Genomic DNA, 13,841 nt, shown 5'->3' with positions numbered 1-13,841 from the left:
CGGGAGACCCCGATGCATGAATCACTGACCGCAGGCCTGGATCTCGCCTGGTGGATCACCGCCGTCGAGTTGCCGGCGCTGGGCGGGCTGTTCTGGCTGATCGCGCGGGTGCGCAAGGATGCGGACAGCGCGCTGGACGATCTGCGCAACCGGGCGGAGGAGGCCCAGGCGCAGGTGCGCGAGAGCCTTGCCGCATACAAGCTGGAGGTCGCGAAGACCTATGTCTCCTTCGCGACTCTCAAGGACGTCGAGCAGCGTCTGACCGACCATCTGCTGCGGATAGAGACCAAGCTCGATTCGGGCTTCATGCCGTTCGAAGGCGGACGGCGCTGACTGGAAAAGCCGGGTCAGTCGGCGTGGTGGATCATCGCCTGGTAGATCTTCCAGGCGATTTCGACCGACACGCCGCCGGCCCGCGCGCCCGCCGCCAGCATCGTGGCGCTCGGCTTCAGTGGGACCGCGGTCTGACCCGGCTCGCACAGCGCGCCCATGGCGGTGACCGACGCGCCCAGATCCGTTTCGCAGGACGAGGTCTTCTTCAGCAGGCTCATGGAGATGGCGTTCATGGCGGGTCCTCCGTTGACTTGCTTCTGTCACAGCAAAAGCGGTGCCAACCGCCTGAGGCGGCCCAAAGCCAGGAATTCCGGGGGATTCGCGGGGGTTGAGCGGGCAATGCCCATAATCTAGGGACGAATGCCGCAGCCGAATTTCAAAAATACCCGCAAAATGCCGAATAGTTTCGAGTGTGCTTTGCAAAATGCAACGCGCGAAGCGTGCGGAATTGCAATCGGGGAGTCGATCTTGCGTTGTGCCATCGGTCACGATCCGCGGGCTGCGACCCGTTACGGCGAAGCTGCGGCTTCGAGGTCTCTGGCCGCTGGGCATGCATTGCGTTAGTGTCCGACCGTCATGACCGACCGAATCATTCACCACATGTGCCGTGCGGACGAGTGGGATGCCGCCCGCCCGGCCGGCCGCTATCCCGGCTCGTCCCAGGACGTCCAGGACGGCTTCATCCATTTCTCGACCGCCGCACAGGTGGTGGAGAGTGCGGCCAAGCACCGCGCCGGCCAGGACGGCCTGCTGCTGCTGACGGTGGACGCCGACCGGCTGGGCGATGCCCTGCGCTGGGAACCGTCGCGCGGCGGCCAGCTGTTCCCGCACCTCTACGGGCCGTTGCCGGTGGACGCCGCGCTGCGGGTCGATCCGCTGCCGCTGGGACCGGACGGGCGCCATGTCTTCCCGGCCGGCTTTCCCTTCACCCTTCAGGACCTCGTTCCGTGATCGACCTCTATCCGCTTGCCGGGCCGCTGCTGTTCCGCTTCGACCCTGAGACCGCGCATGGCCTGACCATCAAGGCGCTGAAGTCCGGACTGGTCCCGCCGGCCCGCGGCAGGGACGAGCCGGCGCTGCACACCCGCGTGTGGGGGCTGGACCTCGCCAACCCGGTCGGGCTGGCCGCCGGCTTCGACAAGAATGCCGAGGTGGTCGACGCCATGCTCAACCTGGGCTTCGGCTTCGTCGAGCCCGGCAGCGTCACCCCGCGGCCCCAGCCCGGCAACCCGCGCCCCCGCCTGTTCCGGCTGGTGGAGCAGCGCGCGGTGATCAACCGCATGGGCTTTAACAACGAGGGGCTGGAGGCCTTCGCCCAGCGGCTGGAGCGTCGCCGTGACTCGGCCAAGCGGGCGCCCGGCATCGTCGGCGCCAACCTGGGTAAGAACAAGGACACGGTGGACGCCGCCGACGACTATGTGATCGGCGTGCGCCGGCTGGCGCCGCTGGCCGACTATCTGGTCGTCAACGTCTCCTCCCCCAATACGCCCGGCCTGCGCGCGCTCCAGGGCCGCGACCCGCTGCGTGCCCTGCTGGAACGGGTGCTGGAGGCGCGGGCGTCCTGCGGCCTGACCCGCAATCCGCCGCTGCTGCTGAAGATCGCCCCCGACCTGACGGTGGAGGACAAGAGCGACATCGCTGCGGTGGCGCTGGAGTCCGGCATCGATGGGCTGATCGTCTCCAACACCACCATCGCCCGGCCCGACAGCATTCCGGCGGCGATGCGCAGCGAGGCCGGCGGCCTGTCCGGCCGTCCGCTGTTCGAGGCCTCCACCTCCGTCCTGCGCGAGATCTATGCGCTGACCGGCGGCAAGCTGCCGATCGTCGGCGTCGGCGGTGTCGCGACCGGCGAGGATGCCTATGCCAAGATCCGTGCCGGCGCCTCGCTGGTGCAGCTCTATTCGGCGATGGTCTATGCCGGGCCGGCGGTGGTCCACCGCATCCGCCGCGAACTGGCGGGGCTGCTGCGCCGCGACGGCTTCCGGTCGGTGGCCGAGGCGGTGGGGGCCGATCACCGCTGATCCCGCGCAGGGTGGGGCCGGCGGCGGCGTAGCATTAACGGATCGTCAAGCGGGCGTCCCGACAGTGGGTCCCACGGTTGGAACGCCCGCAAGGTCCGCATCATGCTCCTGCCGGAGGCTGCGAACCCGTGAAGGCCCTGACCGCCGATTTCCGCCCCGGCACCGCCGTCCCGACCGCGGCGGCGCCCACCACTCCGGTTCCCGCGATGACCCTGCTGACGCACCTCGTCTATGCGCTGGCCTATCTGATCGCCGGCGGTTCGGCCGGTGCGGCGCTGTGGGCGCTGCGTCCGGAGGCCGACCCGCTGGTGGCGTGTCTGGTGGGCGCGCTGGTGGTGCTGGCCGGCGCGCTGGTCCATGAGGCGGTGACGCGGCTGGAGCGCGAGCGCAAGGCCGCCCGCCGCATCGCCCGCCTGAACGACCGGGTGGAGGAACTGGCCCAACTGCTGGAGCGGCGGCTTGCGGCCGATCCCGACGCCCAGCCCGACGGTGGGGTGCGGTACGACGCGGTGATGCAGGAGGTGAAGCTTCTGCAGTCTCTGGTCGCCCGCCTGACCGAGCGGCGTGCACCCCGTCCGCCGTCCGCCAGTGGGGAGCGCCGTCCCGCGCCGTCCGCACCGCCCTCCGCACCGCCTTCTGCCGCCGCCGTTCCCGCCGCGCCCCCGATGGACGATGCGGCGGTGCTGGAGGCGGTGCGCGACGCGCTGAAGGCCGACCGCATCGACGTCTATCTCCAGCCCATCGTCAGCCTGCCCCAGCGCAAGCATCGCTTCTATGAAGTGTTTTCGCGCGTGCGCGCCGCCGACGGGCAGCAGATCATGCCCGACCGCTATCTCGACATCGCCGAGCGCGAAGGGCTGATCGCCACCATCGACAATTTGCAGCTGGTGCGTTGCGTCCAGCTGATCCGCGAGACGGAAAGGCGCCAGCACGCCATCGGCTTCTTCGCCAACATCTCCGCCGCCACACTGGCCGATGCGGAGTTCATGCGCCAGTTCCTGAACATGATGGCGCAGAACCACGCCCTGGTGCCCAAGCTGGTGTTCGAGCTGAGCCAGCACGCCGTGAGCGCGGGCGGGGCAGTGACGATGGGCATCCTGTCGCAGTTGGCGCGGCTGGGCTTCCGCTTCTCGATGGATCAGGTGACCGACCTCGCCATCGACCTGGACCGGCTGCTGCGCCACGAGTTCCGCTGCATCAAGCTGGACCGTGCGCTGGTGCTGGATCCCGCCAACGCCGGGCGCATCCGCGAGCTGCGCCACCGCTGCGCCGCCGAAGGGATCGACCTGATCGTCGAGAAGATCGAGACGGAGAACCAGCTGGTCGACGTGCTCGACACCGGCTTCGACTTCGGCCAGGGCTATCTGTTCGGCGAACCGCGGCTGAGCCGGAAACCGGAGTGACGGCGGGGGCAGCTGTCCGCATGGGACCGATGCCGGGTTGTGGCGGCAATGCAGCGTTGGCCTGTCCACAGCCTTGATTTCCGCAGCCGCGCTTGACATTCCCCCACGCGGCGATGGAAATTTCGCGTTCCCGGCCAAGTCCGGGCACCCGATGCGGGTGAGACCAACACTAGTAAATGGTGACTTCGGTGACGTCCAACATCGCCATCACGCTGCCCGACGGCAGCGTGCGGGAGTTCGACCGGCCGGTGACGGGGCTCGAGATTGCCCAGTCCATCGGTTCGCGCCTGGCCAAAGATGCGCTTGCCGTCAAGATCGACGGCACGGTGAAGGACCTCACCACCACCGTCACCACCAACGCCAAGATCGAGATCGTCACGCGCAACCACGGCGACGCTCTCGAGGTCATCCGCCACGACGCCGCCCATGTGCTGGCCGACGCGGTGCAGAAGCTCTATCCCGGCACGCAGGTCACCATCGGCCCGTCGATCGCCACCGGCTTCTACTATGACTTCGCGCGCGACGAGCCGTTCACGCCCGAGGATCTGGAGAAGATCGAGGCGAAGATGCGCGAGATCGTCGGGGCCGACATCCCCATCGTCCGCGAGGTCTGGGACCGCGACGAGGCGGTCGCCTACTTCAAGAAGCTTGGCGAACATTACAAGGCCGAGTTGATCGAGGCGATCCCGCAGGGCGAGCCGGTGTCGATCTACCGCCAGGGCGACTGGCTGGATCTGTGCCGCGGCCCCCATGCCATGACGACCGGCAAGGTCGGCCAGGGCTTCAAGCTGATGAAGGTGGCCGGCGCCTACTGGCGCGGCGACAGCCGCAACCCGATGCTCCAGCGCATCTACGGCACCGCCTGGCGCGACGAGAAGGAGCTGAAGGCCTACCTGCACCAGATCGAGGAGGCGGAGAAGCGCGACCACCGCAAGCTGGGCAAGGAACTCGACCTGTTCCATGTCCAGGAAGAGGCGGTCGGCTCGGTCTTCTGGCATCCGAAGGGCTGGACGCTCTACCAGACGCTGGAAAACTACATCCGCACCAAGCTGAAGTCCGCCGGCTATGTCGAGGTGAAGACGCCGCAGCTGATCGACAGCTCGCTGTTCAAGGCGTCGGGCCACTGGGACATGTATGGCGACAACATGTTCAAGGTGGAGGCCGACGGCGGCGAGAAGCTGCTGGGCATCAAGCCGATGAACTGCCCCGGCCATGTCCAGATCTTCCGCCATGGCCTGCGCTCCTACCGCGACCTGCCGATCCGCATGGCGGAGTTCGGCGCCTGCCACCGCAACGAGCCGTCGGGCGCCCTGCATGGCATCATGCGCGTGCGCGCCTTCACCCAGGACGACGCCCACATCTTCTGCACCGAGGATCAGGTGCAGAGCGAGGCGGCCGAGTATTTCAAGCTGCAGCTCGGCGTCTACAAGGATCTGGGCTTCGACAAGATCTCGGTGAAGCTGGCGCTACGTCCGGACGTCCGCACCGGCGCCGACGAGCTGTGGGACCGTGCCGAAGGCGCGCTGGCCCAGGCGTTGCGCGACGCCGGGCTGGAATATGAGGAGCTGCCCGGCGAGGGTGCCTTCTACGGCCCGAAGGTGGAGTTCCACCTGACCGACGCCATCGGCCGGACCTGGCAGTGCGGCACCTTGCAGTATGACCCGAACCTGCCGGAACGACTCGATGCCAGCTATATCGGCGAAGATGGCGCCCGCCATCGTCCGATCATGCTGCACCGCGCGATCCTGGGGTCGATGGAGCGCTTCATCGGCATGCTGATCGAGCATTACGCCGGCAAGTTCCCGCTGTGGCTGTCGCCGGTCCAGGTGACCGTCGCCACCATCACCAGCGAGGCCGACGGCTATGCCGAGGAAGTGGCCAAGCTGTTGAAGCGCAAGGGCCTGCGCGTTGAACTCGACACCCGCAACGAGAAGATCAACCTTAAGGTCCGCGAGCACAGCCTGCAGAAGGTGCCGCTGATGCTGGTTGTCGGAAAACGTGAGGCGGAAGAGCGGACGGTCGCGCTCCGCGTGCTGGGCGGCAAGGATCAGGAAATTCTTGCCCTCGACGCGGCGGTTGCTAAACTGCTTGAGGATGCGAAATCGCCAGCCGGCGATGTCGTGACCGACCCGCCATTCTAACAGACCGCGTGACGCCGCCGGCCGCTCCTCCGGACGGCCGGCTTCCACGTGGTTTCAGACCATGGAGAAGCGTCCATAGCCAGGATCACGTCCGAAGCCGCCCCGACCCGCGATGGCCCGCGGGTTAACCGGGAGATCTCGGCTCGTTCCGTCCGTCTCGTCGGTGCAGATGGCGAGATGATCGGGGTGGTGTCGTTGCGCGATGCTTTGCTGGCTGCCGAGGATGCCGGTCTCGATCTGGTCGAGATCGCTCCCCAGGCGGAGCCGCCCGTCTGCAAAATCCTCGACTATGGCAGGTTCAGGTACGAGGCGCAGAAGAAGGCGAACGAGGCCCGCAAGAAGCAGAAGATCATCGAGGTCAAGGAGATCAAGCTCCGGCCGAACATCGATGACAACGATTATGACGTGAAGATGCGCTCGGCGCGCCGTTTCCTTGAGGAAGGCGATAAGGTCAAGGTGACCCTGCGCTTCCGCGGCCGTGAAATGGCGCACCAGGATCTGGGGATGAATGTGCTGGTCCGCGTCCGCGACGAGTTGGAGGCGCTGGCGAAGGTCGAGCAGATGCCGAAGCTCGAAGGCCGTCAGATGGTCATGGTGCTGGCACCGCGCTGACCTGTGGTGACGGTGTGAAAAAGGCCCGTCCGGGATGCCGGACGGGCCTTTTCATTTGCGGTGACGAGGCTGGCGCCTCAGCGCATTGGCCGGTCGTCGACGATGACGACATAGCAGGTGTGGCGGGTGAATTTGGCGCAGTTGTCGAGTGCGGCGCGGCGGGCGGTGTCCTCGCTCGGCATGCCGGCCTTCCAGCCGAAGGCGCCGTCCTGCGACACGGCGAAGGCCTTGCGTCCGGCTGCCGAGACATAGGCGTCGAACTTCTCGCGTCCGGCGGCGGACAGTTCCGGCGGCGGCTCCAGCCTGACGCGCGTGCCGCGCGGCCCATCCGGCGCGACAGCCATCGGGGCGGCCATTGGGGCGGCAGCCGCCATGTCGGCGGCCCCACCGGCCGGGCGGTCGTTGAGATAGGCGATGCGGCAGCCCTTCTGGGTGTGCGACATGCAGTTTTCCAAGGCACCCTTCTGCGCCTCGTCCAGGCTGCGCAGGCCGGACTTCCAGCCGAAGGCGCCGTCGGGCGAGACGGCGAAGGCCTTGTTGCCGCCGGCTTCGACATAGGCGGGGAACTTGGCCCGGTTGGCGGCCGACAGTTCCGGCGGCGGCGGGAGTGCCGGCAGCGAGACCATGATCGGCGTGCCGCGCGGAGCCAGCCCGGTCCTCGTCAGGAAGCCGTCGACCATCGGCGTCCATTGCGGGATGGCGGCGCTGAAGAAGAAATGCCCGTCCTTGCCATTCGGCGGCGCGGCGACGAACTCAGCCTGTCCGCCCGCTTGGGTGAAGGCCTCCCACAGGCGCCGCGCGAGATCGGGGCCGAAGAACAGGTCGTTCTCGGCATAGATCCACAGGGTGGGAACGCGCGACGTGCGGCCCATGGTGCCGAAGGCACCGACCAGCCGGTCTTCCTGGCAGACCTGATTGTCGGCGATGGAGCCGCGGCCGCCGGCGAAGCTGATGACCGCCTTCAGTCCCGGCGGCGGATCGGCGCTGAGCGCGATGCTGGCGAGCCCGCCGGCCGACACGCCCACCGCCAGGATGCGGCTGGCGTCGGCGAAGGGCTGCGCTGCCACATAGCGGATAGCCTGCCGCAGATCCTCGGCGCTCTGGCGGGCGGAGCGCAGATAGTCCGGGTTGTTGCAGGAGCCGGTCGTTTCGCTGTAGGGGCCGTCCGACCCGCCATAGCCGCGCCGCATCACCGCCACCACGGCCCAGCCGCGCCGCGCGAACTCGCGTGCTTCCGGCAGGTAGCGCAATGGTGTCATCTGCGCCCGCTCCGCCGCGTCGCGCGGCGTGCCGTGGCTGAGGATGGCGATGGGGTAGGGGCCGGGCCCGTCCGGCCGCAGCAGCATCGCCTCCAGCGTGGCGGATGTGCCGTCGGGGAAGCGCGCCGGGATCGGCAGCGCCGTCTGCGTCAGACCTTCGGCCAGGGCGGGACCGCAGCACAGCAGCAGGAAGAACAGGGCGAACAGGCGGCGCAGGGTCATGGCGGGAATCATGGGCTGGCGCAGTCTCCGCAAGGGAAGGGCTCTTGCGCCTTTGTACGCCATCTTGGACTTGGCGTCAGCGGGGGAGGTGAGCGGGGAAGGGGCAGCTGACGACTGCCTCCTCCCTGACCTTTCCCTCTACTCCATCCCCTGCCGCGCCGCGCGCAGCGCCTCGGCCAGAACCTCCGCGTCGCCGATGTGGTTGGCGAGCAGCAGGATCAGCTTGGCGTTCAGGCGGGTGCTCTGGTCGGGCGTCAGATCGCGGTGGCTGTCGATCAGCAGCTGGTAGACGTCGTCCGGGCTGGCGAAGCGCTGCTCGGTCATCAGTTTGGCCATGGGAAGGGCTCCGGAAATTGCGGGGAATCAGCAGCCGGCAGCATGGCCGACCGCGCGGTCCAGCGCGGCGGACAGTGCCGCTGCGTCGAAACGGCGCCAGCGGGCGGCGATGTGCTGGTCGGGGCGGATCAGATAGACGCTGCCGGGGGTCAGGTCATAGCGCTCGCGCAACCGGCAGGCGCTGTCCACCAGTTCCCCGGCGATGCCGCGGCGGCGGTCGGTCACCGCGTGCCAGGCCAGCGGCAGCGGCCCGGCGGCAAGGCTGTCCAACGCCTCCGCCACCTCTGCCGGGACCGGCCCGTCACCTGCGGCGTAGAGCACGGTGAAGCGGCCGTCCAGCGCCTCCATCAGCCAACCGGACTGGCCGTCACGCTCCACCGGCGCGTCGGTGGCCGGGGCGCCCGGCACCATCCTTCCGGCGAAGCTGTCGGCGTCCGGCGTGTTCAGTGGGCTGTCGGTGTAGGTGGTGGGGGTCGACAGCCGGCCGGAATTGACCAGCGCGCGGGCGAAGGGCTGGTCGACCGCCAGTTCCAGCACGGCGTCGCGGAAGACCCGGCTCATCTCGCTTTTCGGCGTGATGAAGTCGGTGGAGCGGGTGGAGTTCAGGATGTTCTCCTTCGCCGCCGCCACCCGTTCGTCGCTGTAGCTGTCCAGCAGCGATTCCGGCGCCTTGCCGTCCAGCACCAGGGCCAGCTTCCACACCAGATTGTCGGCGTCGGGCACGCCGCTGTTGGCGCCGCGGGCACCGAAGGGCGAGACCTGATGGGCGCTGTCGCCGGCGAACAGGATGCGGCCATGGCGGAATTGCTCTAGCCGGCGGCACTGGAAGGTGTAGACCGACACCCATTCCAGCTCGAAGGGCGTGTCGGCGCCCAGCATCGCCTGGACGCGCGGGATGACCCGCTCCGGCTTCTTCTCCTCCTCCGGGTCGGCATCCCAGCCCAGCTGGAAATCCAGGCGCCAGACATTGTCGGGCTGCATGTGCAGCAGGGCCGACTGCTTGCGGTGGAAGGGCGGGTCGAACCAGAACCAGCGCTCCGCCGGGAAATCGGCCTTCATCACCACGTCGGCGATCAGGAAACGGTCCTTGAACACCTCGCCCTGGAACTCCAGCCCCAGCATCTTGCGCACCGACGACTTGGCGCCGTCGCAGGCGATGACCCAGCCGGCCTCGACCGCGTGGACGCCGTCGGGCGTCTCGACCTGAAGCACGACATGGTCGGCCTCCTGCCTGGCGGAGATGACGCGGGAGAGCCAGCGCAGGTCGATCAACTCGCTCTTGCGGGCTTGCGCGACCAGGAAATCCTCCAGGTAATATTGCTGGAGGTTGATGAAGGCGGGGATCTTGTGGTCCGGCTCCGGCAGCAGGTCGAACTGGTAGACCATGCGGTCGCCGTTGAAGACCTTGCCGATCTTCCAGACGACACCCTTGTCGATCATGCGCTGGCCGACGCCCAGCCGGTCCCACACCTCCAGCGCGCGCTTGGCATAGCAGACGGCGCGGCTGCCGACGCTGACGGTGTCCTCGGCATCCAGCACCACCACCGGCACGCCCTTGCGCGCGAAGTCGAGTGCCGCGGTCAGCCCGACCGGGCCGGCGCCGACGATCACCACCGGATGGCGCCGGACGCTGCCGGTGCGCTGTTCCTCGGAGGGTGTGAAGCTGTATTTCGGATAGCTGAAGGTCGCGTGCATTGGGCGTTTCCTCCCCCGGAAACCAAGATCGCCGAAAAGCGTGACTGGGCGCGTTGGCGGATTGTTATTGTTGCCAACGATACAGTTTCATTTGATACCAATCAAGCCCCTGCATCGCTCCCGGCAAGGGAGCCGGCGAAACGATACAGGTATGTTCACTATGCCGGAAAATCAGTATCGCGTACAGCCTGCGGCGGTGTAGCCTTGCGGCAAAAGATCGGCCGCAGACAGCCGAACAAGACAGCCGAACAGCGACACCGAGGAACGCCCGCTCATGACCGCCGCGACCGCCTTTCCCACCTTGCCGCGCCCGACCGTCTATGCCATCGACGGCGTGATCCCGGTCATCGACCCGACCGCCTTCGTCCATCCCTCCGCCGTGCTGATCGGCGACGTGGTCGTCGGACCCGGCTGCTATGTCGGTCCCTGCGCCAGCCTGCGCGGCGATTTCGGACGGATCGTCCTGCACCGGAGCAGCAACGTTCAGGACAACTGCACGATCCACGCCTTCCCCGGCCATGACGCCATCGTCGAGGAGGACGGCCATGTCGGCCATGGCGCGGTGCTGCATGGCTGCGTCGTCCGCCGCAATGCGCTGGTGGGCATGAATGTGGTGGTGATGGACGGGGCGGAGATCGGCGAGGAGTCCATCGTCGCCGCCATGGCCTTCGTCAAGGCCGGCTTCGTCGTGCCGCCGCGCACGCTGGTTGCCGGCCTGCCGGCCAAGGTGATGCGCGAATTGCGTCCCGACGAGGTCGCCTGGAAGTCGGAGGGGACGGAGGAATACCAGCGCCTTGCCCGCCGCTCGCTCGCCACCATGGTCGCCTGTGCGCCCCTGGAAGCGGAGGAGCCCGGCCGCGGCCGCGTCGATGCCGGCACCAGCCAGCCGCTTCACAAGGTGAAGGGAGCCTGAGCGGCGTCCTTACTCGCCCGCCGCCTCCGCCTGCGCGCCGGCCGGCGCCGGGCGGGCGGCGAGCTGGTCGGCGCGGGCCTGGAGCTTGGACAGCAGCGTGTCGAGCTGCGCCCGCTCGTCGATCGACAGGGCGTCGGTGACCTCTTCCTCGTAGGTCAGCGCCATCGGCACGATCTCGGCATAGATCGCCAGCGCCTTGGGCGTCAGGGTCAGCAGGGCCTTGCGCCGGTCGGTGTCGCCCGATTCGCGCAGGATCAGCGCCGAATCCAGCATGCGGCTGATGGCGCGGCTGACCTGCACCTTGTCCATCGCCGTGCGTTGGGCGATCTCGCCTGCGCTCATCGTCTCGCCGCCACCCAGCACGGCGATGATCCGCCATTCCGGGATCGTGATGCCGAACCGCTTCTCGTACAGCTTGGCCAGCGTGTGGCTGACCGTGTTGGCCAGCACCGACAGCCGGTAGGGCAGGAAGCGCGTCAGATGCAGCGCCGGCAAATCCGTCTGGCCGGATGCGGAACTGGGGGAGGCGGTGCGGGAACGGCGGGCAGGCGGCATCGGTGGCGCATCGTCTGTAGGGAGGGTCGCGGGTGCCCCATCCTGCGCTGTAATTTGGCTCTTGCAACAGTTTCAAACGAAACTAAAATGGCGGCAACGGAACAAGCCTGCCGGCGCCCGATGCGGAAACGCCCGGCGGCATTGAGTGGGGAAGCGCCATGAAGAACTGGATTTCGTTTCCGAAGGTCGAGGGTACCGCGTCGCGTCAGGCCCATGTCCGGCTTCCTGCCGGCACCTACGAGCGCGAGATGGGGCGCGAGGGCTTCTTCGGCCCGGCGACCCAGATGCACCATGCCCACCCGCCGACCGGCTGGACCAGCTTCGACGGGCCGCTGCGCCCGCGCGCCTTCGACCTGAACCATGTCGACCATATGCCGGGCTGCCCGCTGGAGGCGCCGGCCCTGATGGGCAACGGGGCGACCCAGGTGCGGCTGTGGCGCTTCAAGGGCAGGATGGAGCATCTGGTCCGCAACGCCGATGGCGACGACCTGCTGTTCTTCCACCAGGGCGGCGGCCACCTGTTCTGCGACTATGGCCATCTTGAGGTGCGCGAGGGCGACTATGTCGTGCTGCCGCGCAACACCTGCTGGCGGCTGGAGACGGACGAGGCGGTGATGGTGCTGATGGTAGAGGCCACCAACGACGCCTACCAGCTGCCGCACAAGGGGCTGGTCGGCACCCATGCCATCTTCGATCCGGCGGTGCTGGACGTGCCGGCGCTGGACGATGCCTTCCAGGCGCAGAAGCACGAGCGCGAGACTCTGGTCCGGGTGAAGAAGCGCGGACAGATCTGCGCCATGACCTATCCGTTCAACCCGCTGGACGCGGTGGGCTGGCATGGCGACCTCGCCCCGGTGCGGCTGAACTGGCGCGACATCCGGCCGCTGATGAGCCACCGCTACCATTTGCCGCCCTCGGCGCACAGCACCTGGATCGCGGGGCGATTCATCGTCTGCACCTTCGTACCCCGGCCCATCGAGTCGGACCCGGAGGCGCTGAAGCTGCCCTACTATCACTCGAACGAGGATTTCGACGAGGTGCTGTTCTATCACCGCGGCCAGTTCTTCTCGCGCGACAACATCCATCCCGGCATGGTCACCTACCACCCCTCGGGCTTCCCGCACGGGCCGCACCCGAAGGCCTACGAGGTGGCGCAGAAGTTCGAGCGGAAGGAGACCGACGAGGTCGCGGTGATGATCGACACCCGCGATCCCCTCGACGTCTATCAGGCGATGGAAGGCGTCGAATGGGGCGGCTACGCCGACAGCTGGAAGGCGAAATGAGCGGCCTTAAGGCCGCCGGACGCTGGATTCCGAGGAAGGGAAGAGACGAATGAAGCTGGCAAGTTTGAAGGCGGGCGGGCGCGACGGCACCCTGGTCGTGGTGTCGCGCGACCTGACCCGCGCCGTCCCGGTGCCGGAGATCGCCCGCACGCTGCAGGCGGCGCTGGACGACTGGACGGCGCTGGCGCCGAAGCTGGAGGAGACCTATCGCGCGCTGAACGGCGATCCGTCCTCCGGCCGGCCCTTTGACCCGGCGCTGGCGGCCGCGCCGCTGCCGCGCGCCTACCAGTGGGCGGACGGGTCGGCCTACGTCAACCATGTGGAACTGGTCCGCAAGGCGCGGGGGGCGGAGATGCCGCCCAGCTTCTGGACCGACCCGCTGATGTATCAGGGCTGTTCCGACAGCTTCCTGGCGCCGACCGACCCGATCCCGGCGGCGACCGAAGCCTGGGGCATCGATTTCGAGGCGGAGATCGCCGTCATCACCGGCGACGTGCCGATGGGCGTTTCGGCCGAGGCGGCGCGCGGGCAGATCAGGCTGCTGATGCTGGTCAACGACGTCAGCTTGCGCAACCTGATCCCGGCGGAGCTTGGCAAGGGCTTCGGCTTCTTCCAGTCCAAGCCGGCCTCCAGCTTCTCCCCTGTCGCGGTGACGCCGGACGAGCTGGGTGAGTCCTGGGACGGCGCCAAGCTGCACCGCCCGCTGGTGACGACGCTGAACGGCGAGCCCTTCGGCAAGCCGGATGCCGGCGTCGACATGACCTTCGACTTCCCGACGCTGATCGCGCATGCCGCCAAGACCCGCCATCTGGCGGCCGGCAGCATCGTCGGTTCGGGCACGGTGTCGAACAAGCTGGACGGCGGTCCCGGCAAGCCGGTCGATGCCGGCGGCGTCGGCTATTCCTGCCTTGCCGAGCTTCGGATGATCGAAACCATCGAGCAGGGCGCGCCGAAGACCCCCTTCATGCGCTTTGGCGACCGGGTGCGGATCGAGCTGTTCGACGCTGCCGGCGCCAGCGTGTTCGGCGCCATCGACCAGCAGGTGGTGCGGTACGACGGGCTGTAAGG

General features: G+C 67.9%; 14 protein-coding genes. 9 read left to right on the top strand and 5 right to left on the bottom strand.

Features of this window, described 5'->3' with window-relative positions:
- The first annotated feature begins 12 nt into the window (after window positions 1–12).
- Window positions 13–333: a hypothetical protein gene (locus tag VH569_RS02355; protein ID WP_376957341.1), complete on the top strand. Its 321-nt coding sequence runs from the start codon at window positions 13–15 to the stop codon at window positions 331–333.
- A 14-nt stretch (window positions 334–347) separates the two neighbouring features.
- Here VH569_RS02355 and VH569_RS02350 read toward each other — a convergent pair whose 3' ends face one another.
- Window positions 348–566, bottom strand: a complete 219-nt coding sequence (locus tag VH569_RS02350; protein WP_109048021.1) for a hypothetical protein — start codon at window positions 564–566, stop codon at window positions 348–350.
- Window positions 567–909: 343 nt separating this feature from the next.
- On the opposite strand from VH569_RS02350, the gene VH569_RS02345 reads away from it, so the two are divergent.
- The 5 genes from VH569_RS02345 (at window position 910) to infC (ending at window position 6,510) form a co-directional block, all read left to right on the top strand.
- Entirely contained in the window at window positions 910–1,284 is a 375-nt protein-coding gene (locus VH569_RS02345) for a DUF952 domain-containing protein (RefSeq protein ID WP_109048020.1), read from the top strand.
- The gene (locus tag VH569_RS02340; RefSeq protein WP_423313719.1) at window positions 1,281–2,354 is read left to right on the top strand and encodes a quinone-dependent dihydroorotate dehydrogenase; all 1,074 of its coding nucleotides are present in this window, start codon (window positions 1,281–1,283) and stop codon (window positions 2,352–2,354) included. The genes VH569_RS02345 and VH569_RS02340 overlap by 4 nt, the downstream gene beginning before the upstream one ends.
- 128 nt (window positions 2,355–2,482) lie before the next feature.
- Window positions 2,483–3,757 (top strand): EAL domain-containing protein, encoded by a 1,275-nt coding sequence (locus VH569_RS02335; protein ID WP_423313717.1) that lies wholly within the window; start codon window positions 2,483–2,485, stop codon window positions 3,755–3,757.
- Between the two features lie 176 nt (window positions 3,758–3,933).
- Entirely contained in the window at window positions 3,934–5,898 is a 1,965-nt protein-coding gene (gene thrS / locus VH569_RS02330) for a threonine--tRNA ligase (protein ID WP_423313715.1), read from the top strand.
- An 84-nt stretch (window positions 5,899–5,982) separates the two neighbouring features.
- The gene (gene infC, locus VH569_RS02325; protein ID WP_423314117.1) at window positions 5,983–6,510 is read left to right on the top strand and encodes a translation initiation factor IF-3; all 528 of its coding nucleotides are present in this window, start codon (window positions 5,983–5,985) and stop codon (window positions 6,508–6,510) included.
- A 77-nt stretch (window positions 6,511–6,587) separates the two neighbouring features.
- Here the strand turns inward: infC and VH569_RS02320 are convergent, their stop codons facing one another.
- From VH569_RS02320 to VH569_RS02310, 3 genes are all read right to left on the bottom strand, one after another.
- Window positions 6,588–8,003 (bottom strand): CocE/NonD family hydrolase, encoded by a 1,416-nt coding sequence (locus VH569_RS02320; RefSeq protein WP_423313713.1) that lies wholly within the window; start codon window positions 8,001–8,003, stop codon window positions 6,588–6,590.
- A 126-nt stretch (window positions 8,004–8,129) separates the two neighbouring features.
- On the bottom strand, window positions 8,130–8,327 hold the full coding sequence (locus VH569_RS02315) for a DUF2783 domain-containing protein (RefSeq protein WP_423313711.1): 198 nt from the start codon (window positions 8,325–8,327) through the stop codon (window positions 8,130–8,132).
- 27 nt (window positions 8,328–8,354) lie between these two features.
- Complete coding sequence (locus VH569_RS02310; RefSeq protein WP_423313709.1) at window positions 8,355–10,022, bottom strand: FAD-dependent oxidoreductase; 1,668 nt, start codon at window positions 10,020–10,022, stop codon at window positions 8,355–8,357.
- Window positions 10,023–10,296: 274 nt separating this feature from the next.
- Between VH569_RS02310 and VH569_RS02305 the strand changes: the two genes are divergently transcribed.
- A complete protein-coding gene (locus tag VH569_RS02305) occupies window positions 10,297–10,935 on the top strand; it encodes a transferase hexapeptide repeat family protein (protein ID WP_423313707.1) in 639 nt (212 codons plus the stop codon).
- Between the two features lie 9 nt (window positions 10,936–10,944).
- Here the strand turns inward: VH569_RS02305 and VH569_RS02300 are convergent, their stop codons facing one another.
- The gene (locus VH569_RS02300; protein WP_423313705.1) at window positions 10,945–11,490 is read right to left on the bottom strand and encodes a MarR family winged helix-turn-helix transcriptional regulator; all 546 of its coding nucleotides are present in this window, start codon (window positions 11,488–11,490) and stop codon (window positions 10,945–10,947) included.
- A 158-nt stretch (window positions 11,491–11,648) separates the two neighbouring features.
- Here VH569_RS02300 and VH569_RS02295 point away from each other — a divergent pair, with 158 nt between their 5' ends.
- Window positions 11,649–12,773: a homogentisate 1,2-dioxygenase gene (locus VH569_RS02295; RefSeq protein WP_423313703.1), complete on the top strand. Its 1,125-nt coding sequence runs from the start codon at window positions 11,649–11,651 to the stop codon at window positions 12,771–12,773.
- A gap of 49 nt (window positions 12,774–12,822) precedes the next feature.
- Window positions 12,823–13,839 carry a fumarylacetoacetate hydrolase family protein gene (locus VH569_RS02290; RefSeq protein ID WP_423313701.1) on the top strand — a complete coding sequence of 339 codons (1,017 nt, stop codon included), beginning with the start codon at window positions 12,823–12,825 and terminating at the stop codon, window positions 13,837–13,839.
- Window positions 13,840–13,841 lie beyond the last annotated feature (2 nt).

Origin of the sequence: Azospirillum sp. 11R-A, from assembly GCF_049472615.1 — a bacterium.
Taxonomy (GTDB): domain Bacteria; phylum Pseudomonadota; class Alphaproteobacteria; order Azospirillales; family Azospirillaceae; genus Azospirillum; species Azospirillum palustre.
The sequence above is the reverse complement of the archived record's forward strand: the minus strand, read 5'-3'. Positions and strand labels throughout refer to the sequence as shown.

Bases quoted from the DNA above. Each gene is read 5' to 3' on its own strand.
- VH569_RS02310 (WP_423313709.1), bottom strand. From the start codon at position 10,022: ATGCACGCGACCTTCAGCTATCCGAAATACAGCTTCACACCCTCCGAG.
- VH569_RS02320 (WP_423313713.1), bottom strand. From the start codon at position 8,003: ATGATTCCCGCCATGACCCTGCGCCGCCTGTTCGCCCTGTTCTTCCTG.
- VH569_RS02305 (WP_423313707.1), top strand. From the start codon at position 10,297: ATGACCGCCGCGACCGCCTTTCCCACCTTGCCGCGCCCGACCGTCTAT.
- VH569_RS02350 (WP_109048021.1), bottom strand. From the start codon at position 566: ATGAACGCCATCTCCATGAGCCTGCTGAAGAAGACCTCGTCCTGCGAA.
- VH569_RS02345 (WP_109048020.1), top strand. From the start codon at position 910: ATGACCGACCGAATCATTCACCACATGTGCCGTGCGGACGAGTGGGAT.
- thrS (WP_423313715.1), top strand. From the start codon at position 3,934: ATGGTGACTTCGGTGACGTCCAACATCGCCATCACGCTGCCCGACGGC.
- VH569_RS02290 (WP_423313701.1), top strand. From the start codon at position 12,823: ATGAAGCTGGCAAGTTTGAAGGCGGGCGGGCGCGACGGCACCCTGGTC.
- VH569_RS02315 (WP_423313711.1), bottom strand. From the start codon at position 8,327: ATGGCCAAACTGATGACCGAGCAGCGCTTCGCCAGCCCGGACGACGTC.
- VH569_RS02355 (WP_376957341.1), top strand. From the start codon at position 13: ATGCATGAATCACTGACCGCAGGCCTGGATCTCGCCTGGTGGATCACC.
- VH569_RS02300 (WP_423313705.1), bottom strand. From the start codon at position 11,490: ATGCCGCCTGCCCGCCGTTCCCGCACCGCCTCCCCCAGTTCCGCATCC.
- VH569_RS02295 (WP_423313703.1), top strand. From the start codon at position 11,649: ATGAAGAACTGGATTTCGTTTCCGAAGGTCGAGGGTACCGCGTCGCGT.